Source organism: Sphingobium algorifonticola, assembly GCF_004005485.1.
GTDB lineage: Bacteria > Pseudomonadota > Alphaproteobacteria > Sphingomonadales > Sphingomonadaceae > Sphingobium > Sphingobium algorifonticola.
Genome location: NZ_RZUL01000002.1, coordinates 326,120 through 346,264 on the forward strand (window position 1 = coordinate 326,120; position 20,145 = coordinate 346,264).

General features: G+C 63.6%; 22 protein-coding genes and 1 tRNA gene. 8 read left to right on the forward strand and 15 right to left on the reverse strand.

Annotated features, from left to right (window positions below; translation table 11 throughout):
• The first annotated feature begins 19 nt into the window (after window positions 1–19).
• Entirely contained in the window at window positions 20–322 is a 303-nt protein-coding gene (locus ENE74_RS06600) for a hypothetical protein (protein WP_127690059.1), read from the forward strand.
• 221 nt (window positions 323–543) lie between these two features.
• Here ENE74_RS06600 and pal read toward each other — a convergent pair whose 3' ends face one another.
• From pal to ENE74_RS06655, 12 genes are all read right to left on the reverse strand, one after another.
• Complete coding sequence (gene pal, locus ENE74_RS06605; protein ID WP_241241866.1) at window positions 544–1,059, reverse strand: peptidoglycan-associated lipoprotein Pal; 516 nt, start codon at window positions 1,057–1,059, stop codon at window positions 544–546.
• A 101-nt stretch (window positions 1,060–1,160) separates the two neighbouring features.
• Window positions 1,161–2,489 carry a Tol-Pal system beta propeller repeat protein TolB gene (gene tolB / locus ENE74_RS06610; RefSeq protein ID WP_127690061.1) on the reverse strand — a complete coding sequence of 443 codons (1,329 nt, stop codon included), beginning with the start codon at window positions 2,487–2,489 and terminating at the stop codon, window positions 1,161–1,163.
• Window positions 2,486–3,394, reverse strand: a complete 909-nt coding sequence (locus ENE74_RS06615; protein WP_127690063.1) for a cell envelope biogenesis protein TolA — start codon at window positions 3,392–3,394, stop codon at window positions 2,486–2,488. The genes tolB and ENE74_RS06615 overlap by 4 nt, the downstream gene beginning before the upstream one ends.
• 12 nt (window positions 3,395–3,406) lie before the next feature.
• A complete protein-coding gene (tolR, locus tag ENE74_RS06620; protein ID WP_127690065.1) occupies window positions 3,407–3,883 on the reverse strand; it encodes a protein TolR in 477 nt (158 codons plus the stop codon).
• A 112-nt stretch (window positions 3,884–3,995) separates the two neighbouring features.
• Window positions 3,996–4,697 carry a protein TolQ gene (gene tolQ / locus ENE74_RS06625; protein ID WP_420902566.1) on the reverse strand — a complete coding sequence of 234 codons (702 nt, stop codon included), beginning with the start codon at window positions 4,695–4,697 and terminating at the stop codon, window positions 3,996–3,998.
• Window positions 4,694–5,185 carry a YbgC/FadM family acyl-CoA thioesterase gene (locus tag ENE74_RS06630; RefSeq protein ID WP_127690067.1) on the reverse strand — a complete coding sequence of 164 codons (492 nt, stop codon included), beginning with the start codon at window positions 5,183–5,185 and terminating at the stop codon, window positions 4,694–4,696. The genes tolQ and ENE74_RS06630 overlap by 4 nt, the downstream gene beginning before the upstream one ends.
• A 285-nt stretch (window positions 5,186–5,470) precedes the next feature.
• A complete protein-coding gene (ruvB, locus tag ENE74_RS06635) occupies window positions 5,471–6,493 on the reverse strand; it encodes a Holliday junction branch migration DNA helicase RuvB (protein ID WP_127690069.1) in 1,023 nt (340 codons plus the stop codon).
• The gene (locus tag ENE74_RS18170; RefSeq protein WP_164847390.1) at window positions 6,490–6,660 is read right to left on the reverse strand and encodes a hypothetical protein; all 171 of its coding nucleotides are present in this window, start codon (window positions 6,658–6,660) and stop codon (window positions 6,490–6,492) included. Before ENE74_RS18170 ends, ruvB begins: the two co-directional genes overlap by 4 nt.
• Window positions 6,654–6,980 carry a GIY-YIG nuclease family protein gene (locus ENE74_RS06640; protein ID WP_127690071.1) on the reverse strand — a complete coding sequence of 109 codons (327 nt, stop codon included), beginning with the start codon at window positions 6,978–6,980 and terminating at the stop codon, window positions 6,654–6,656. The genes ENE74_RS18170 and ENE74_RS06640 overlap by 7 nt, the downstream gene beginning before the upstream one ends.
• A 76-nt stretch (window positions 6,981–7,056) precedes the next feature.
• Window positions 7,057–7,662, reverse strand: a complete 606-nt coding sequence (gene ruvA / locus ENE74_RS06645; protein ID WP_127690073.1) for a Holliday junction branch migration protein RuvA — start codon at window positions 7,660–7,662, stop codon at window positions 7,057–7,059.
• Window positions 7,663–7,851: 189 nt separating this feature from the next.
• Window positions 7,852–9,087 (reverse strand): NHL repeat-containing protein, encoded by a 1,236-nt coding sequence (locus tag ENE74_RS06650; protein ID WP_127690075.1) that lies wholly within the window; start codon window positions 9,085–9,087, stop codon window positions 7,852–7,854.
• A gap of 58 nt (window positions 9,088–9,145) precedes the next feature.
• Entirely contained in the window at window positions 9,146–11,212 is a 2,067-nt protein-coding gene (locus tag ENE74_RS06655; RefSeq protein ID WP_127690077.1) for a transglycosylase domain-containing protein, read from the reverse strand.
• A gap of 193 nt (window positions 11,213–11,405) precedes the next feature.
• On the opposite strand from ENE74_RS06655, the gene ENE74_RS06660 reads away from it, so the two are divergent.
• Window positions 11,406–11,873: a vgr related protein gene (locus ENE74_RS06660; protein WP_127690079.1), complete on the forward strand. Its 468-nt coding sequence runs from the start codon at window positions 11,406–11,408 to the stop codon at window positions 11,871–11,873.
• A 197-nt stretch (window positions 11,874–12,070) separates the two neighbouring features.
• Complete coding sequence (locus ENE74_RS06665) at window positions 12,071–13,378, forward strand: MFS transporter (RefSeq protein WP_127690081.1); 1,308 nt, start codon at window positions 12,071–12,073, stop codon at window positions 13,376–13,378.
• A gap of 128 nt (window positions 13,379–13,506) precedes the next feature.
• On the opposite strand, the gene ENE74_RS06670 is transcribed toward ENE74_RS06665, so the two are convergent.
• Complete coding sequence (locus ENE74_RS06670; RefSeq protein ID WP_127690083.1) at window positions 13,507–14,208, reverse strand: NAD-dependent deacylase; 702 nt, start codon at window positions 14,206–14,208, stop codon at window positions 13,507–13,509.
• Window positions 14,209–14,248: 40 nt separating this feature from the next.
• On the opposite strand from ENE74_RS06670, the gene dapB reads away from it, so the two are divergent.
• The 3 genes from dapB to ENE74_RS06685 all read left to right on the forward strand — a co-directional run bounded on the left by dapB (window position 14,249) and on the right by ENE74_RS06685 (window position 15,838).
• The gene (dapB, locus tag ENE74_RS06675; RefSeq protein ID WP_127690581.1) at window positions 14,249–15,016 is read left to right on the forward strand and encodes a 4-hydroxy-tetrahydrodipicolinate reductase; all 768 of its coding nucleotides are present in this window, start codon (window positions 14,249–14,251) and stop codon (window positions 15,014–15,016) included.
• Between the two features lie 7 nt (window positions 15,017–15,023).
• Entirely contained in the window at window positions 15,024–15,689 is a 666-nt protein-coding gene (nth, locus tag ENE74_RS06680; protein WP_127690085.1) for an endonuclease III, read from the forward strand.
• Between the two features lie 72 nt (window positions 15,690–15,761).
• Window positions 15,762–15,838: transfer RNA gene (locus tag ENE74_RS06685), tRNA-Arg, on the forward strand.
• 79 nt (window positions 15,839–15,917) lie between these two features.
• Here the strand turns inward: ENE74_RS06685 and ENE74_RS06690 are convergent.
• Window positions 15,918–16,565 carry a glutathione S-transferase family protein gene (locus tag ENE74_RS06690; protein WP_127690087.1) on the reverse strand — a complete coding sequence of 216 codons (648 nt, stop codon included), beginning with the start codon at window positions 16,563–16,565 and terminating at the stop codon, window positions 15,918–15,920.
• Window positions 16,566–16,715: 150 nt separating this feature from the next.
• The gene (locus ENE74_RS06695; RefSeq protein ID WP_127690089.1) at window positions 16,716–18,263 is read right to left on the reverse strand and encodes a class I adenylate-forming enzyme family protein; all 1,548 of its coding nucleotides are present in this window, start codon (window positions 18,261–18,263) and stop codon (window positions 16,716–16,718) included.
• A 189-nt stretch (window positions 18,264–18,452) separates the two neighbouring features.
• Between ENE74_RS06695 and ENE74_RS06700 the strand changes: the two genes are divergently transcribed.
• The gene (locus tag ENE74_RS06700; protein WP_127690091.1) at window positions 18,453–19,058 is read left to right on the forward strand and encodes a TetR/AcrR family transcriptional regulator; all 606 of its coding nucleotides are present in this window, start codon (window positions 18,453–18,455) and stop codon (window positions 19,056–19,058) included.
• A 534-nt stretch (window positions 19,059–19,592) separates the two neighbouring features.
• Entirely contained in the window at window positions 19,593–20,129 is a 537-nt protein-coding gene (locus ENE74_RS06705) for a RidA family protein (protein WP_206517659.1), read from the forward strand.
• Window positions 20,130–20,145: the final 16 nt, after the last annotated feature.

The following is a 20,145-nucleotide window of genomic DNA, read 5'->3' on the forward strand; positions in this document are numbered from 1 at the left end:
CCTGTTACGGAGAGAGACGATGGCAACAGTAGACGGCGCCTATGATTGCGTAACCAAGACCCCGATGGGCGACCAGAGCAGCGTGTTCACCGTCATCAGCAACGGCGACAGTTTCCACGGCACCAACGCCGGACCGATGGGATCGCTGGACGTGACCGACGGCAAGGTCGATGGCAACCGCCTGACGTGGAAGATGGAAATGACCATCCCCATGCCGATGACCCTGGAAGCCGAAGCGATCATCGAAGGCGACACGCTGACCGGCACCATCCAGCTCGGCGCCTTCGGCAGCGCCGCGATGACGGGCACGCGGCGGGGGTAAGTGCTCAGACGTTGAAAACCGTCATTTTTGAACAACCTGGTGACTATATCCTCGGCCAAGTCATCACCCGTTCCCCTGCTTTCGCAGGGGAACATCACAGATATCCTCGAAGGGGATAATCGCCAAACAAGTTCAGGATGACGAAGTGTGCGTTGCCACGGTAACGAAAAGGCCCGCCGGTCTTTCGATCGGCGGGCCTTTTTGCGTGCTATGCGATCCGGTCAATATTGCACGGTCACTGTCACGGCGCGGCGGTTCTGTGCCCAGGCGCTTTCGTCGGAGCCGAGCGCGGCGGGGCGTTCCTTGCCATAGCTGATCGTGGTGATACGCGACGGGTCGATGCCCAGCGAGGCCAGATAGTTCTTTGCCGAATTGGCGCGCTTTTCGCCCAGCGCCAGATTATAGTCGCGGGTGCCGCGTTCGTCGGCATGGCCTTCCAGCGTGACGCGGACGGTCGGGTTGGCTTGCAGCCACTGCGCCTGGCTTTGCAGGATCGCCTGGTCTTCGGCATCGACGTCGAACGCGTCGGTACCGAACAGGATACGGTCGGCCGCGACGCTGGCGACGAAATCTTCCTGGCTGCCCTTCACCGGGCCGGTCGGTGCGGGCGGAGTCGCCTCCGTCTGGGTCGTGCTGTCCACCGGCGCAGGCGGCAGTTCCTGCGGGGCCTTCTTGGCGCAGGCGGCCAGCGACACCAGCGCCGTGGCCATCAAGAGGCTGCGGGTCAATCTGTTCATGATCGTCTCCTTCATGGGGGGCAGGCGGGGCGGGGGGTGCCCCGGAAAATCGTTACGCAGTCATGACGACTACGCGCGATGCGGGCAAGTGTTCCGCATCCTCATGGCAGCAACGGGCCCCAGGCGGGGTCCGATCCGCTGAGCGGCGTGGGAATGCGGCGCTCGTTCACGCCGGTCAGATCGACCTGCCACACCTGGCTGGCGCCCTGGCGACCGGGCGACGTACGGAAGAATTGCAGCACGCGGCCGTTGGGCGACCAGGTCGGCTGTTCGTCCTGCCAGCCGTTCGTCAGGATGCGTTCGTTGTCGCCGCCGGGCGTCATCACCGCGATCTTGAAATCGCCGCTAATCTTGGTGAAGGCGATCAGGTCGCCGCGCGGCGACCATTCGGGCGTGGCATAGCGGCCGCCGCCATGGCTGATCCGCTGCTGGCCTGAGCCATCGGCGTTCATCGTGTAGACCTGCTGCCCGCCCGACCGGTCGCTTTCGAACACGATGCGGGTGCCGTCGGGCGAATAGCTGCCGCCGACGTCGATCGCGGGTGAGGTCGTCAGGCGTACCGGCGTGCCCCCTGCGGCGGACACGCGGTAGATGTCCGTATTGCCCGCCACCGCCATGGAAAACAGGATGTTGCGTCCATCGGGCGACCAGCGCGGCGCGAAGGTCGGATTGTTGCTTTCGGTCACTAGTCGCTGCTTGCCGGTGCCGATGTCGTACACATAGATGCGCACCCGGTTGTTCAAATAGCTCACATAGACGATTGACTTGTAATCGGGCGAGAAACGCGGCGTCAGCGCGATCGACTGGCCATTGGTGATGAAACGGTGGTTCGCCCCGTCGCTGTCCATGATGGCGAGGCGCTTGACGCGCTTATCCTTCGGCCCGCTCTCGGCGATATAGGCGATGCGGCTGTCGAAGAACGGGCTTTCGCCCGACAGGCGCGCATAGATGGCGTCGGCGCATTTGTGCGCGGCGCGGCGCCAGTCGCCGGGCGCGACGACATAGCCTTGGCGGGTCAGTTCGGACTTCAGCGCCACATCGTAGAGATAGCAGCCCACGGTAATGTCGGCCGCGCCGCCCGTCGAACGGACGAAGCCATGCACCAGCGCCTCGTAACTGCCCCATTTGTCGAACGAGGGGAAAGTGACTTCAGGCACGGTGACGGAAGGCACGCCCGCCGGTCCCGAAGGCTCGAACAGGCCGGAGCCTTTGAGGTCCGACGCAATCACCTCGGCGATCTTGCGACCCAGTTCCTCGGTGGTCCCGGCGGGCGTCTGCACCGATTGCTGGGTGGGCAGGGTCGGCACCGCGATTTTCAAGCTGGAGGCGCTTTCATCGGTCACATCGACGCTGAGCTGCGCTGCGGCCGGTGCCGCCACCAGCGCAAGCGCCATGGCCGTGGTCGCGGCGAGAGTTTTCCAGGGGATCATTGCGATAGCCTCTTGTCGAAGGAGATGCGGAGGGATTTCCAGCCGTCATAGAGATCGGGGGGCAATTTGAACGGCGCGGCGAGGCGCACGGCCTTCACGGCCAGTTCCTGATGCAGCTTTACCTGCGCGCGGTTGCTGGCGGTCGTGCCGGTCGTTTCCACCACTTCGGGCGCACCGGCCAGCGCGCCGCTCTGCGTCAGTTCGACGGCCACCACGGTGCGGAGCTGTTCCGCGTCGGCACCGGTAGGCGCTTTCCAGTGGGGTTTGAGCTGCCGCCGTATCTCGGCATCGAGCGCGGCTTTCTGGCGCGGGCCGACGCTGCTGGCGGCAGGCGCGACCGGCGCGGCGGCGCGGGGTGCCTCGGTATTGATGCCCTTGAGGAAATCGGGGCCAAGCTGTGATCCGCGCGGCTTGTCCGCCTTGCCTTTCCCGGTCGCTGCCGCCGGCTTGGGGGGAGCGGGCTTTGCCTTTTCTTTTGCCGGTGCGGCCTTGGTCTTTTCAACCGGAGGCGCAGGTTTGGCGGGCTTGGCCTTTGCGGGAGCGGGTTTCGGCGCGGGCGGCTTGGGCGCGGCGCGCTCGACCGGCTTTGTGGCAGGCGCGGGTTTGGGGGCGGGTCGGGGCGCAGGGGGCGGCGGCGCGACCACTGGTTCGCTCGGCGCAGCGATACTGGGCGCAGGCTCGGCCGTCTCGCCGGTTTCCGGGGCGACGCTGGGCGGGGGCGGGGTCGTCGAAATCTGCGGCGCGGTTGACTTCAAGTCGATTTCGTCGACCAGGCTCACGTCCATCGGCGGCGAATTGAGCTTCAGCGGATTGGGTGTCGCGAGAAAGCCGGTCGAGAGCAGCCCGAACAGCAGGACATGCCCCGCCGTTGCAACTCCCAGCCCGATTTTCTCCGTGCGCTCCATCGCTGACCGGCCCTAGTTCGGCATGTCTGAACGGGCGCTGACCCCGGCCGAAGTGTTGCTTTCCGCCGTGCTGACCAGTGCGACCTTGTTGAGGCCCGCCGCGTTCAGTTCTCCCATCACCTCCATCACCCGGCCATAATCGAGCGCCGTGTCCGCGCGCAGGAACAGTTGCGGCGTGTCGAGGCCCGCGTTCGCCGCCTTCACTTCCGCAAGGCGGCCGGGCAGGTCGGCCATCGCGACTTCGCTTTCGTCGATGAACACCGCGCCGTTGCGGTCGATCGACACCACCACCGGCTTCTGGTCCTGGTCCAGCCCCTTGGCCTTCGTCTCCGGCAGGTTGACTGGCACGCCCGTCACCAGCAGCGGGGCCGTCACCATGAAGATGATGAGCAGCACCAGCATCACGTCGACCAATGGTGTCACGTTGATGTCCGCCATCGGCGCGCGCCGTCCGCCACGGCGGGAGGAAGGGGGGCCGGACATGCTCATGCGTATGTCACCTTAATCGTCATGCCAGCGAAAGCTGGCATCCCTGGCGTCCGCGCGCTGTCGCCTGAGACCCCAGCCTTCGCTGGGGTGACGGGTAAGGGGGCGTTCGTCCTCACCGCGGTGCCTCCAGCTCGCGGCTCAGCGTCGCATAAAAGGCATCGGCGAAGCGGTTCAACCGCGCTTCCAGCCGGTTGATGCCATGGCTGAACCGGTTGTAGGCGATGACCGCCGGGATCGCCGCGAACAGGCCGATGGCGGTCGCGAACAGGGCTTCCGCGATCCCCGGCGCGACGACGGCGAGGCTGCTGTTCTGTTCCGCCGCGATCGAAGTGAAGGCGCGCATGATACCCCACACCGTGCCGAACAGGCCGACGAAGGGCGCGACGCTGCCGATGGTCGCCAGAATGTTGAGCCGGTCCGACAGGCGGTCGATTTCCGCCGCCGATGCGCTGCTCATCGCCGTGGCTAGCCTGTCGCGGGTGCCGTCGCGATCGATCGTCTTGGCCGCGGTCGATCGCCGCCATTCCGCCACACCCGCCGCCATCACCTTGGCGCTTGGCAGGTCGGATTTGGCGCGCGTTTCGTAAAAACGATCGATGTCCTCCGTCTGCCAGAAATCGTTCTCGAACTTCGCGCAGCCCTTGCGTGCCCGGCCGAGCGAGACGCCGAAGCCGATGATGATCGCCCAGGTCCAGATGCTGGCGAGCAGCAGGCCCGCCATCACCCCTTTCACGACGATGTCGGCCTGAAGGAACAGGGCGAGCGGGGATATGGTCGCAGCATCGGTGGCAAGCGTAAGCGCAGGCATGGTCATGAACTGAGGTCTTCCCCTTGGGCAAGGCGCGTGAAAATGGCGATCCAGGGCTTTGGCTGCCGCTGCGGGCGGCCCTGGGGTGTCAGATAGGCGGCGGTCACGTCCGCGTCGGTCACTATGTCAGGCCCTCGCATGACCGTCTGATGAATGGCGCAGGTGGCCGCGCCGATCGCCGTCACATGGCTGCGCACGATCAGGTCGTCGTCCAGCCGCGCAGGGCGTTTGTAGGCGATACGGACATCGGCCACCGCATAGACGCCTGTCCCCCCTTCATGGTTCCCGCGCTGGTCGATCCCCGCGAGGCGCAGCATGTCGGACCGGGCACGCTCCATATAGCGCAGATAATTGGCGTGATAGACGACGCCCGACAGGTCGGTATCCTCGAAATAGACGCGCACCGGAAAATAATGCACGCCGCCCGCAAAGCGCCCGGCGGCGGGGCGGATGTCGGCTGGTGGATCGGGCAGGAGGAGGGGAGCGACGCTCATGCCCGCCGTTTAACCATGATCGCCGGGAAGGGCAAAGGCGGAAAATGGCGGATGCGTAACCATTTGGTCCGGGAGGGAGGGCGGCTGGTCCAAAAAGCCCCTTCTCCCTTGAAGGGAGAAGGATACGAAGGCTTGCCAGCTTGCTGGTTAACCGCAATTGGATGAGGGTGAGCGGACCTTTGGTCCGCGCGGTTTCGATGGAACCGCATACCCCTCACCCAGCTACGCCCCGGACCTGATCCGAGGCTGCGCAACCCTCTCCCTCAAGGGGAGAGGGAAAACCCCTCAATCGAACAACCCCTCCTGCGCCCCTTCCGGCGGGTTGAGGCCCAGATGCTTCCACCCGCCCGCATTGAGGCAGCGGCCCCGCGCGGTGCGGGCGATGAGGCCGAGCTGGATGAGATAGGGTTCGATCACTTCCTCGATCGTGTCGCGCGGCTCGGAAAGCCCCGCCGCCAACGTCTCCACCCCTACTGGTCCGCCGCGATAGATGTCCGCGATCATCGTCAGATACCGCCGGTCCATCAGGTCCAGCCCCAGATGATCGACGTCGAGCCGCAGCAGCGCGGCGTCCGCGATCTTCGCGTCCACAGCAGCATGGCCCGCGACATTGGCGAAATCGCGCACCCGGCGCAGCAGCCGCCCGGCGATGCGCGGGGTGCCGCGGGACCGGCGGGCGATCTCGGTCGATCCCTCCGCCGTGACGTTGAGCCCAAGCAATGCGGCGGCGCGGCGCACCACCAGTTCCAGTTCGGGCACGGTATAGAATTGCAGGCGGATGGGAATGCCGAAGCGATCGCGCAGCGGGGTCGTCAGCAGCCCTTGTCGTGTCGTCGCGCCCACCAGCGTGAAGCGCGGCAGATCGATGCGGACCGAGCGGGCGGACGGCCCTTCGCCGATCATCAGGTCCAATGCGCGGTCCTCCATTGCAGGATAGAGGATTTCCTCGACCGCCGGGGCGAGCCGGTGGATTTCGTCCACGAACAATACGTCGCCCTCATCGAGATTGGTGAGCAGCGCGGCGAGGTCGCCCGACTTGGCGATCACGGGGCCGGATGTCGCGCGGAAGCCCACGCCCATTTCCTTGGCAACGATCTGCGCCAGGGTCGTCTTGCCCAGGCCGGGCGGGCCGAAGAACAGCACATGATCGAGCGCCTCGCCCCGCTGCTTCGCCGCCTGGATGAAGATACGCAGATTCTCCCGCGCGCCTTTCTGCCCGATGAACTCGTCCAGCGTCTTGGGCCGCAGCGCGGCGTCCGCATCCTCGGCGATCCGCGCAGGGGTGATGAGACGGTCTGTGTCAGTCATGGGTGATCGGACGCGGGTAGCTGGATCAAAATCTGCTCAATGATTTCCTCCGGTTCGATATCAAGGACGCCCGAAGCTCTCCCCTCTTCGATCAGCGCGCGAAGCAATTGTGTATCTTCTTGCTCTTGCATTACCACTACCTTGTCATGCTGAACTTGTTTCAGCATCCATCGCGCCCCGCGCTCGGAACCAACGGCGGCAGGCCCAGCCCCACCGCCAGATCGATCCAATGCGGATTTTCGGACTCGATCAGATTTATCTTCCATTGGCGATGCCACCGCTTCAACTGCTTCTCCCGCATGATGGCCTGCTCCATCGTATCGCAAGGCTCGAACCGAACCAGCCGATAGACGCCATATTGTGCAGTGAAGCCCAGCACTGCGCCGCTGCGGTGCTGCATCAAACGACCGATCAGGTTGGAGGTCACGCCGATATAAAGGGTGCCGTAAGGCTGGCTCGCCAGAATATTGACGCATGGTTCCTTCACCTCACCGGCGACTGCGCGTGCGGCGTAATGGATGCTGAAACAAGTTCAGCATGACGGCAGTGGCGAGGGCAAGGGATCACTTTGCCGCCTTCCGCAGCGCCAGCCGCACCAGCGCGTCGAGGCCCGCGCCTTCGCCAAGGTCCGCCTCTGCCGCCGCGACGGCGGTGCTGGCTTCGGCGGGGCGGAAGCCCAGGTTCTGGAGGGCGGAGACGGCGTCGGCCGCGTGGCTGCCGCTGGGAAGGGGGGCTAAGCCCGCCGCCAGCGCCGCGCCGGCCGGGGCGACGCCGATCTTGTCCTTAAGCTCATTGACGATCCGCATCGCGAGTTTCGGGCCGACGCCGTTCGCCCGCGCGACCATCGCCTTGTCGCCCATGGCGATCGCGCGGTGCAACTCTGCGGGTTCCAGCGCGGACAGGATGGCCAGCGCCACCCGCGCGCCGACACCCTGCACACCGGTGAGCAGGCGGAACCAGTCGCGCTCGTCCGCGCTGGCGAAGCCCATCAGGCGGATGGCGTCGTCGCTCACCAGCATTTCGGTGTGGATCGTCACCGCCTCGCCTACCCGGCCCAGCGCCGACAAGGTGCGCGAGGACGCGCCGACCAGATAGCCGACGCCGCCGACGTCGATCACCGCATGGTCGATGCCGGTGCTGTCGAGGCGGCCTGAAAGTTTCGCGATCATGTTATGTTCTTTAGCCGCGATCGTCGCCATGGCGCAAACGGTAAAGTTGCATAAGTTGCGGCGTTGAAACCCGCAGAAAAGCGCCGTTTCCAACATATCCAACAGGATGCGGCGGAAACGCGAAAGGCCGTCGGCTTTGCGTTCGGCTTGCGCGCCCGCCGCCGCCGTGGCGGGCGGGCCGCTGGCGGGTCACTCGATCCCGGTAAACACCAGCTTCTGCACCCGCCGCCCGGTGCTGACTTCGGTGGCGTAGAGATTGCCGTCCGCATCGGTGGCGATGCTGTGCAGCCAGGTGAACTCGCCCGCATAGCGTCCGTTGCGGCCGATCGCGGCGAGCACCTGATGCGTCTCGCGCAGCAATATCCAGATGCGGCCGTTCATCATGTCGGCGATGTAGACATATTTCTGGTCCGGGGAGAAGGCGATGTCCGTCACCGTGCGCGTACCGCCGGTTTCCGGCGCGATCACGATGTCGCGCACGAAAGTGACGGCGCCTTTGGCATCGCGGCGGAACAGTTGCGCGCGGTTGTTGCGCCGGTCGCAGACATAAATATGCCCGTCCTTCGTCGGTACGACGCAGTGGACTATGTCGCCGAACTGGCGCGAAGCAGGATTGGGTCCGCCGTCGCTGGTGCTGGTCGCCTGCGACTGGTCGAAATTGCCTTGGCGCGTCGGCGCGTCGGGCGCGACGCCATAGGCGCCCCAGAAGCGGCCGAATGCGCCGCTTTTGTTATCAAAGCCGATCACGCGCTTGTTGATGTAACCATCGGCGACCAGCACTTCGTCATCCTCGTGCCAGACATCGGCGGGGTTGCCCAGCGCCGCCTTGTCCAGATTGCCCTTGGTCTGGTCCCGGCGGCCATAGCTTTTGATGAACTTTCCGTCGGCGGTGAAATTGAGGATGGCGTGGTCGCCGTCGCCATTGCCGCCGAACCAGACGGTCTTTTTGGCGTCCACATACAGGCCATGGCCGCTCTTGGGCCACTGGCTCACCCCGTCGATCACCGGCCCGGTCGCGGGCGTACCCCAGCCGTCCAGATAGGCCCCCGCCTGGCTGAACCGCACGATGGTGGGCGCGGGGCGGCAGCATGTGGCGATCGGCGGCGTCTGCGCCAGGCCATTGTCGGTAGCGGTCAGCGAATGGGGGCGGTGGATAACCCACACGTCGTTGTCCTTGTCCACCGCGACGCCGCTGACCTGCCCCAGCATCATGTCGTCGGGCAGGGTCGGCCAGGCGGCATCCACCTTGAAGCGTGGGACCGGTGTGCCTTTGGGCGCGAGGATTTCGGTATAGAGCGGGGCCAGCGCCGGGGGGCGGGGCGTCGTGACGGGCTTCGTGCCCTGGGCATGCAGCGATGCGCCGATCAGCAGGGCGGAAAGGGCCGCAGCATAGCGCCAGCCGATAACCGGAAAGCCGTATTTCATGACGCGATTCTCCCTTTAAGCACAGGAGACTATCGCACTGCGGCATCACCTCAACCCCTTATTGTGGGGGTGGGCGGTTTTCCGGGGGAACGGGCTGGGTAGGAACGACGCGTGGTCCGGGTCCGGGGCCAGGCGTCGGGCCGGGGGCAGGCAGCGGCGGCGCGTCGGCATCGCCCGTGCCATCGCCGTCCAGCCCCAGGTTGACGCCATCGGGACCGATGCCGATGCTGACATTGCCGATATCGGTCGCGACGCTGATATTGGCGATGGCGTTCACGATATCGGCGGCATTGTCCGCTTCCTCCACAACGGCGTCCGGCTCGTCGATGGCGCGCGCCATGAAGTCCCGCCAGACGCGGGCCGGCACGCCGCCGCCGGCAAAGCCGGGCAGGGGGCTGTTGTCGTCATTGCCGACCCAGACGGCAGTCACCAGGCCACCGGCATAGCCCACGAAAATGGCGTCGCGATTGTCCTGCGTCGTGCCGGTCTTCCCGAAGGTGCTGGTGCGCAGCGCCGCCGCGCTGCCGGTGCCGCGATTGGCCGCGGAAGAGAGCAGATCGCGGATCATCTCCAGCTCGCTGCTGCGGAACGATTTCTGCCGGTCGATGATTGCGGCCACCCAGCTGCGTTCCTCGGGCGGCAGGCCGTGCGCTTCGACCGGATAGGCCCCGGCGGCGATCGCGGCATAGGCCTGCGTCAACTCAACGAGATTGACTTCGGACGTGCCGAGCGCGGTGCTCAGATTCTCCGCGATCGGGCTGGTGATGCCCAGGTCGCGGGCGACCTTGATGACGTTGCGGATGCCGACCTGCTGCGCCAGCCGCACCGCCGCGACATTGCTGGACACCGCGAATGCCTGCCGCAGCGAAATGCGCCCGCGATAGCGCCGGTCATGATTGGCGGGGCGATAGTCCCCTTCGGTGATCGGCGTGTCGTCGATCATGTCCTCGGGCGTCATGCCCGCCCGGAAGGCGGCGAGATAAACGAACAGCTTGAAGGTCGAACCGGGCTGCCGCTTTGCCTGCGCCGCACGGTTGAAGCTGCTGGCCTTGTAATCCTTGCCGCCGACCATCGCGACGACGGTGCCGTCGGGCTGCATAGCGACGATCGCGATCTGCGCCTTGCCCAGCGGCGCGCGGCGGACCGCGCCTTCCGCCTGTTTCTGCAAGCGGCTGTCGAGCGTGGTCACGATTTCCTGCGCGCCATAGACGGCGCCTGCCCGGTCGCGCGCCTCGGGCAGCACCCAGTCGGCGAAATAGGTGCCGCTCACCGATTCGGGCGCATTCTGCACATCGAGCCGGGCCGGGCGCAGCGCGTCCTTCTCCGCCTGCGTCAGATAGCCGGCCTCGACCATCGCCTGTTCGACCAGCTCGGCGCGGGCGCGGGCGCCGGACAGGTTGGTGGTGGGGGCAAGGCGCGAGGGAGCCTTGAGCAGCCCCGCCAGCATCGCCGCCTGCGCGACCGTCAGCCGGTCCGGCCGCCGGTTGAAATAATGATGCGCCGCCGCGCGCAGGCCATAGACGTTATCGCCGAAATAGACGTTCGACAGATAGCGTTCGAGGATCTGGTCCTTGGTCAGCCAGGCTTCCAGCCAGAAGGCGATCAGCGCCTCGCGCAGTTTGCGGCTGGCGGTCCGGTCACTGTTCAGGAACACGCCCTTGGCAAGCTGCTGAGTAATGGTGCTGCCACCCTGCGACGCGCCATCGGACCAGATATTGTGCCAGAAGGCGCGGGCGATGCCCTTGGGGTCGATGCCCCAGTGGCTGTAGAAGCGCCGGTCCTCGATCGCCATGAACGCTTGCGGCACATGGGCGGGCAATTGCGCGACGGTCACCGGCTGGTCGATGATCGCGCCGCGCCGGGCGATCACCACACCATCGGCGGACATCAGCGTGACGCTGGGCGGCGCAATCGGCTGGAGCGAGCGGGACAGCGGTGCCGTGATCGCCAGCCAGGCAACAAGGATCATGAACAGCGCGAGCATCCCGGCCAGAACCCAGCCCAGTATGCGCAGCTTGCGGCGGAAGGGCGCGCGGGTGGCGAAACTGTCCGGCGGACCTGCGCCGAACGCCGTGGGCGGCGGAGGCCCCGGAGCGGCGGGGATTGGATCGGGAATGGCGTTCATGTGTGGCGGCCATACTGTATTGCGCAAATCATACAGTCAAGGGTGTCGGCCATGCGCATCGCGCGCCGCGATAGCGGTTTCGTCGCAGAACATCCATGGATTATGTCATATGTTCCCCGGCGTTCGCCGGTGCACAGCAGGTGTAGATGTACTTCGCGCTTGCCCGCCGGTCCTGCAATCCTATCTTGACCCCATGCATATAGATCGTCAGGGCCGTCAGCTCACATCCGCCGAACGGGCCATGGCGACGAGCGTCTTCGGTGATGCGATCGCGCTCGATGGCGTGCGGCTTTACCGGCGCGTCTGGTTTCCCTTCCAGCCGCGCGGCGTGACGATGGCACCGCGCGGCCACATCCATTTCCATCCGAAGGGTGACAGCTATTGCGATTGCTTTGCCAGCAGCACGCTGGGGATGCAGGGCCATCTGATTCATGAGCTGACCCATGTGTGGCAGCATCAGCAGGGCATCAATCTTGTACTGCGGCGGCACCCCTTCTGCCGTTACAGCTATGCGATCAGGCCGGGCTGGACCTTGGAGCGATATGGCATCGAGCAACAGGCCGAAATCGTGCGCCATGCCTTTCTGCTGCGACAGGGTGTGACCGTGCCGGGCGCGCCACCCCGCGAAACGCTGGAGAGCATATTGCCGTTTGGGGTTTGACCTGCGGCCTCACATCCCGTTCGCCCTGAGCGAAGTCGAAGGGTTCCCCTGAACATAGTGAAGGGGCTTCGCGTGCGGGTTGGCCTGACCCTTCGACAAGCTCAGGGCGAACGGGTTTGTTTGTCTAGAGGTTCTCCCAAGGCCGAAAACCTTATCCCCGGTTGACCGCAGACCCGCAAAGCGCCGATCATGACGCTATGAGCAATGCCAGCACGCCGCCCCCTCCTTCGCGCCGCAACCGGCTGTTCGCCATTTTTGGCGGGTCCGCGGGCAATCTGGTGGAATGGTACGACTGGTATGTCTATTCGGCCTTCGCGCTCTATTTCGCGCCCATTTTCTTTCCCGAAGGCGATAAGACCGCGCAGTTGCTGAATACCGCCGCGATATTCGCGGTCGGCTTCTTCATGCGGCCCATCGGCGCGTGGATCATGGGGGTCTATGCCGACCGCAACGGGCGCAAGGCAGGGCTGACGCTCTCCATCGGGCTGATGTGCGCCGGGTCGCTGCTGATCGCGGTCGCGCCGGGCTACGCGCAGATCGGCTACTGGTCGCCTGCGCTCCTCATTCTCGCGCGGCTGATGCAGGGGCTGAGCGTCGGCGGGGAATATGGCGCGAGCGCGACGTATCTGTCCGAAATGGCGAGCCAGAAACATCGCGGTTTCTTCTCCAGCTTCCAATATGTCACGCTCATCATGGGGCAGTTGCTGGCGCTCGCCGTGCTGATCGCGTTGCAGGCGGCGATGAGCGAGGCGGCGCTGGAGGCATGGGGCTGGCGCATCCCCTTCTTCATCGGCGGGGCGCTGGCAGTGAGCGTCCTCTATCTGCGGCGGCGGCTGATGGAGACGCAATCCTTTGCCGCGGCAAAGGGACATGACGGACCCAAATCCAGCATGTTCGCGCTGTTCCGATGTTATCCGGGGCAGGCGGCGCTGGTCATCGCGCTGACCGCCGGGGGCACGCTCGCCTTCTATGCCTATTCCACCTACATGCAGAAGTTCCTGGTGAACACATCGGGTTTCAGCCGGGAAACCGCAACGGCGATCATGGCCTGCGCGCTGTTTGTCTATATGCTGTTGCAGCCGGTGGTGGGGGCGCTGTCCGACCGGATCGGGCGGCGGCCGATCATGATCGGCTTCGGTGTGCTGGGCGTTGCCGCGACGGTGTGGATATTCCGCTCGCTCGAAAGTGTGGATGATCCGGTCGCGGCCTTCTTCCTCGTCCTCTTCGCGCTGGCGATCGTCAGCGGCTATACCGCGATCAACGCGGTGGTGAAGGCGGAACTGTTTCCGGCGCACATCCGCGCTCTGGGCGTCGCGCTGCCCTATGCCATCGCCAATGCGCTGTTCGGTGGCACGGCGGAATATGTGGCCTTCTATCTGAAGGATATCGGGATGGAGCAGGCGTTCTACTGGTATGTCACCGGCATGATCGGCGTGTCGCTGATCGCCTATCTCACGATGCGCGAGACGAAGCGGCACAGCCTGATCGACCGGGATCTGGATTGACGAAAAATCCTCCCCTGCAAGGGGAGGGGGACCGCGCTCGAAGAGCGTGGTGGAGGGGTATCCCAATCACGATAGGGGGACACCCCTCCGTCTGGCTGCGCCAGCCACCTCCCCTTGCAGGGGAGGATTTACGAGCCCATCACCTCCGCCACCCATTCGGGCACCAGCTGGCTTGCCGGGCCGATGCGCGTCTCGTGGAAATAGATGCTCCCTGCCGAGGGATCGAGGTTCAGCTCCAGCGTCTGTGCCCCGGCGTGGCGCGCCGTCTGGACGAACCCGGCGGCGGGATAGACCGCGCCTGATGTGCCGATCGATACGAACAGGTCCGCCGTGCGCAACGCCGCGTCGATCCGCTCCATTTCATAGGGCATTTCCCCGAAGAACACGATGTCGGGGCGCAGGCTGGGCGCTTCGCAATAGGGGCAATGCGTGCCGGGCGGCAGCGCATCCTGCCACGGTTTTGCCGCGCCGCAGGCCGCGCACAGCGCCGACCTGAGTTCCCCGTGCATGTGCAGGAGCCGCACCGCCCCGGCGCGCTCGTGCAGATCATCGACATTCTGCGTGACTATCAGCAGATCGCCCGGCCAGGTATGATCGAGCGCGGCGAGGGCATCATGCGCGGGATTGGGCGCGACCGCCGCCAGCGTCGCCCGCCGTTCGTCGTAGAAGCGATGCACCGTCACCGGATCGCGCGCCAGCGCCTGCGGCGTGCAGACATCCTCCACCCGATGCCCCTCCCACAGCCCGTCCGGCCCGCGAAAGGTGGCAAGTCCGCTTTCCGCCGATATTCCCGCGCCGGTAAGGATGACAATGTTGCGAATGTCTGGCATCCGCGCATCGAAGCAGGATAGCGGCAGGGGCGCAACAGCGATGACGGCGATCGGCATTTTCGGCGCGGCAGGACGGATGGGGCAGGCGATCGCGGCGGCGGCGGGCGAGGCGGGCGTCGCCATCGCGGGCGGCGTGGATCGGGACGGGCGCAGCGGCGAGATCGCGCCCGGGATGGCCATCGGCAGCGATGCGGCGGCTTTGGCACGGACCAGCGATGTGCTGATCGACTTTTCCTCGCCGCATGCGCTCGCCGCCAATCTGGACGCCTGCGTTGCCGCGAGACGTCCGATCGTGATCGGCACGACGGGGCTGGAGGCGGCGCATCATGCGCTGATCGACGCGGCGGCGCAGAGCATCGCGGTGCTCCAGACCGGCAACACCTCGCTCGGCGTCAATCTGCTCGCCGCGCTGGTGGAGGATGCGGCACGGCGGCTGGGCGACGACTGGGACATAGAGATTGTCGAGATGCACCACCGGCATAAGGTGGATGCGCCCTCGGGCACCGCGCTGCTGCTGGGCGAGGCGGCCGCAAAGGGCAGGGGCATCGCGCTGAGCCAGGCGAAGGTCAGCGGGCGGGACGGGATTACCGGTGCGCGTGTCGCGGGCAGCATCGGTTTTGCCGCTTTGCGTGGCGGATCGGTGGCGGGGGATCATCAGGTGATTCTGGCGACCGAGGGGGAGCGGATCGAACTGGGCCATCGCGCCGAAAGCCGGGCGATCTTTGCGCGCGGGGCCATCCGGGCGGCGCAATGGCTGGTCGGGCAACCGGCCGGGCGGTACGATATGAAGGCCGTATTGGGCCTGTGATCCGGCAATGAAAAAGGCTGACATCTTCGAATTTTACCGGCGGCTGGCGGAGGCAAATCCCGCGCCGCAGACCGAACTCGCTTATGGCAACGACTATCAGCTATTGGTCGCCGTCACCCTCTCCGCGCAGTCCACTGACGTGGGCGTCAACAAGGCGACCAGGCGGCTGTTTCAGGAAGTGACGACACCCGCGCAGATGGTCGCGCTGGGCGAAGAGGGGCTGAAGCAGCATATCAAGACGATAGGGCTGTTCAATGCGAAGGCGAAGAACGTCATTGCTCTCTCGGAAATACTGGTGCGCGATTTCGATGGGCAGGTGCCGCGCGACCGCGACCTGCTGACCACACTGCCCGGCGTCGGGCGCAAGACCGCCAATGTGGTGATGAACACGGCGTTCGGGGCGGAGACCTTCGCGGTCGACACGCATATCTTCCGCGTCGGCAATCGCACGGGTCTGGCGCCGGGCAAGACGGTGCTGGCGGTCGAGGCGAAGCTGGAAAAGGGCACGCCCGCGCCCTTCCGCCGCGATGCGCATCACTGGCTGATCCTGCACGGCCGCTATATCTGCAAGGCGCGCAGGCCCGAATGCTGGCGCTGCCCGGTGGCGGACCTGTGCCGCTTTAAGCCCAAGACGCCGCCGCTCGCTGCAAAAAGCGTTGCAGCAGCGCCCTGACCCCAAGCGCCGCATTTTGCCGCTGGCGCTGACCGGACGGCTTTGCTAAGCGACCCCCACGGCGCACCGCGCGCACCCGTAGCTCAGCTGGATAGAGCGCTGCCCTCCGAAGGCAGAGGCCACAGGTTCGAATCCTGTCGGGTGCACCATTTCGGTTCAGAACTGCGAACGGCTGGCACGGCCGCCTCTCGCAAAGCACAAGTCGATTTTCGACAGGATGGTCGGCTTTCAAAGCGGGCGGAATGATCGGACATCTTCCGGAACGCACTGTTCGATCGTAATTTTGAACGCATCCCGACCCGTAATTCTGACGAAATATTGCGTCAGTTTCGGAAAGGACTGGGCGTCGAAGAGCTCCATCAGATGCGCGATGTACAGCGTGTATCCCACCATGATATCGGCGGCGGAGAATCGCTCGCCGACGATGTAGGCGCGATGGAAGAGTTCCTTTTCGAGAGCGGAAAAATATTGGAAGGCGAGTTGCCGCCCCTCTGCCGCCATTGCCGGTACCCGCTTGTTCTCCGGCCGCAGATGCGCGTGCTGCGCGACAAGGCTGGTCGCGAAGCTCAGGGTTTCCGCGCCATGTATCCACTGAAGAAAAGCGGCGCGCTCGGCTGTTCCGGGTTTCCGATTTACCAGGCTGTCCTCATGGGCCTCAAGCAGTTGTTGCACGATGGCACCGGACTCGGTCATCACCAAGCCGTCTATGGAAACCGTGGGGACCTTGCGCAGGACACTGTCGCGATCAAACGCGTCGAGGTCCGCTTTGTCAGCGCCTTCATCGACGAAGACGAGGCGATAGGAAAGCCCGAGTTCGTTGCACAACCAGACGACCCGGATCGAGCGCGTGATCGGCTTGTGATAAATCTCTATCAACGGGTGTCGCCCGGGCCGACCGCATCCAAAATGCTGTCATAACCATCGGTAAAATCGTCAATTTCCTCGAAATGCATGCCCGTGTCCCGCAAACAAGATATCAAAATCTGCATCTTTTCTACTCCAGCGCGCGCAAATTGAATTGACCGGCTATTTCAGAAATTTTTTCAGTATCTTGCCGGTCGGGCTGACCGGAAGCTGGTCAACGAGATGGATAGACCGGGGATATTTGTATTTTGCCAGCCGATTGCGTGACCACGCTATCAGGGATTCCGGTGTTGCCGTCGAACGGGATTGCAGAACGACGTACGCCGTGACTTCTTCGCCCAGATCATCGTCCGCGCGCCCGACGACGGCGGCGCTCACAATGTCTTCATGTTCCATGAGCGCCGCTTCGACTTCGGCCGGATAAACGTTGTAACCGCCACGCAGGATCACGTCTTTGAGGCGATCGACAATAACTAGGCGCCCCTGGTCATCGACGCAAACGATGTCCCCGGTCCTTAACCAGCCATCGTCCATTACGGCCTCGGTAGCATCCTTGTCGTCGTCATAACCCAGCATGACGCCAGGGCCTTTGACCCAAAGCTCGCCTTTGTCGTTGCTGTCGCTCAGATCGGTCGCAGGACGAATCTTCCATTGCATGAAGGGGACGGGTTTCCCGACCGTGCCCGCAGCATCCTCGTCGCCCGGCTGCGCAATTGCGATCACTCCGCTGGTTTCGGTCATCCCATAGCCTTCGATAATCCTGATGCCGGTCATGCTGTGAAATCGGTCTGAAAGCGCGCGCGACAGCGGCGCGCCGCCCGAGGATGCGATACGCAAATGCGGGCCGATGGCCACCCCGCCAGCGGCCGCAATCAGCGCGCCGAACATGGTCGGAACGCCGAAGAATATCGTCGTGCCATGGCTGTGTAGCGCGGACAGGCAGTCCGTTGGCTGAAACCGCGCGATCAAGTTGACAGAGGCACCCGACATCAAACCGGCGAGCAGTCCGGCCACCAAGCCGAACACATGCGACAAGGGCAATGGGGTGGTGATGACGTCCCGCGCGGACATATCGAGGGCGTTGGCCGCGATCATGGCCGAGTACACAAGCCCGTTATGCGACAACACCACACCCTTGGGCGCGCCAGTCGTGCCGGACGTATACAATATCAACGCTATATCCGGCCCGTTGACGATGCTGCGGTGCGTCGGTTCGTCCAACACATTGGCTTTGCCGGCAAGATCTTCGTAGGCGATGCCGTTCGACAGCGACGCGAAGCATTCTTTCAGATGGTCTGGATGCTGCTCCGCATGGATCAGCATTTTGGCGTTCGAACGCGACAGGATGTTGGCGACTTCGGATTCCGACAGGAGCAAGCCGATGGGCACCACGATCAGGCCGGCTTTCCAGGCGGCGAACAGCGCTGCCGCATATGCAATCGAAGTGGGAAGGCAGATGGCGCACCTGTCCCCCGGCCGCAGCCCGCGACTGGTCAGAACTGCTGCCAGGCGTGACGTGAAGGTGTCGAAAGCGGCGTAGGTCATGCGGCTGGTGCCTTCCATCCCAGCGCCGTCCACGCCAGCGTCTTCAATGAACGCGACAGATTCCGAGTCTCTCCGCAGTGTAAAATCGATAATCGATGAGGTATTTACGAACATATCGAATCTCCATCGAATATTCACTGCCTTATCAAATAGATTTTTGAGCAAGGTTGAATATGATATTCGGCTTTCAGATGAATGTATATTTTCGTGATGTATTGTTCATGATATTCATGACATCGTTGAATGATTTAAGTCACGTAATGTACTATGCTGTTCGTTGCGGCGGTCAATTACATCAATCCCCGATGCAGGATGTTCGTGCAATCGGTCGGGTGACCGTGCTAGGGGCGCGTCATGACCAGAAGCAGGACGAAAACCAAAGACCGGGCAACGGCGCGCGAGGAGATTTGCCAGACCGCGATGAAGCTGTTCGCCGAACAAGGCTATCAAGCGGTGACGATGCGCGCGATCGCGTCGCAGTTGGGCTCCAGCACGATGAGGACCTATCGCTACTTCAGCAGCAAGCATGAGATTTTCGCGTCCGTAAGAGAATTTGCACTGATCGAACTGGCAAAGGCGCTTGATGCGGCAACGGCCGGGTGCGGTGACTCTGTCGACCGGTTGAGGACGGCATTTGCGGCCTATGCCGATTTCTCGGTCTCGCGACCGGACGAATATGCGTTGGCTTTCGAGATTTTCCCTGACACCGCAGAAGGTCTTTCGCTGGACAACCAGCAGACATTCCGATCATGGCAGATTTGTCTGGCGGCGGCGGAAGCATCCTGTCTTGAAGGCAAGCTTGTGGGTGATCCGGTCGTGATAACCCATGCCTTATGGTGCAGCGTGCATGGAGCGATCGAACTCAACCGGAAGGGACGGTTGATATTCGGTATGACGTTCGACCAGATCATCGCCTTTACACTCGCCGCTGGCATCGACCATTTTCGCCCCCGTCGATGATAGGCGCGCGCGCCGTCGGACGTTCTGATCTGCCGCCAGTGCGATTGCTGCTGCGGCCGATATTTCCGCAGCCGACCAGGCTCTGAAAAATCTGCCTTTGCCGCCGCCCGAGGGCCCGCCTGATTCTCGGTCTTGCCCCCAAGATTTGCTGATAGCAGGCAGGGCTTCTGCAAAGACATGGCTGATGCCGTCCTTTTGTTGACCGGCGCGACACAGTGGCCGCGCATCAGAGGCGAGACCTAAGTGCGCGATGACCAAACGATGTCGATCCTTACAATCCGAAAGCGTATTGTGTACATTGTACGAATGCGACGATCCTTAGGGACAAGTCAAGCCATTTGTGCTTTCCGCGGCGCTGCATACGCACCATCAAGTGCCGGATCGGTGAACTGACCTTCGTTTCAAACAATGCGTTTGCGTATTGTTTTTCCGATAAGGCTTGACCGCCCGCATTAAAGCGTACACCGTACATCTAGCGATTCATTCGGATGGGAAAGGATGACAGTCCAAGCGGGACGGTAGTTGGAGCGAAATGTGATCAGCTCTTCGGCACCCGTTCTGTCACGACGCGCAGTTCCGGCCTCCCGCACGTCGAAAGCACGATGCATCCTGTTCAAAAGACAGCCTATTTTCTGGAATCTAGATGGAGTTTCTTTTGTGAAGCAAATCCGCGTTATGCATCCCAACGTCATCGAGCCAGAGCCGCAATCCTGGTCGAACTGCAAGAAAGTCGGCGACCATGTGTACATTGCCGGAATGGTTGCCTTGATAGGCGACAAGCAATTGGCCGGGATCGGCGACACCTACACGCAGGCGCGCGTGATATTCGGCCATATCAAAAATCTGATGGAGGCCGCCGGGGGATGTATCGACGATGTTGTCAGGCTCGTCATCTACATCACCGATATCGAACAGCGTTATGAAGTCTGGCGCGCACGCAGGGAATATTTCCACGGCCACTATCCGACCTGTGCACTGGTCGAAGTTTCGGCCCTTTTTGTGCCTGAAATACTCGTCGAAATCGAGGCGATAGGGATCATTGGGTCGGCCGACCTTTCCGCAGATGCTTGAGCGTTTTTCTCTGGAG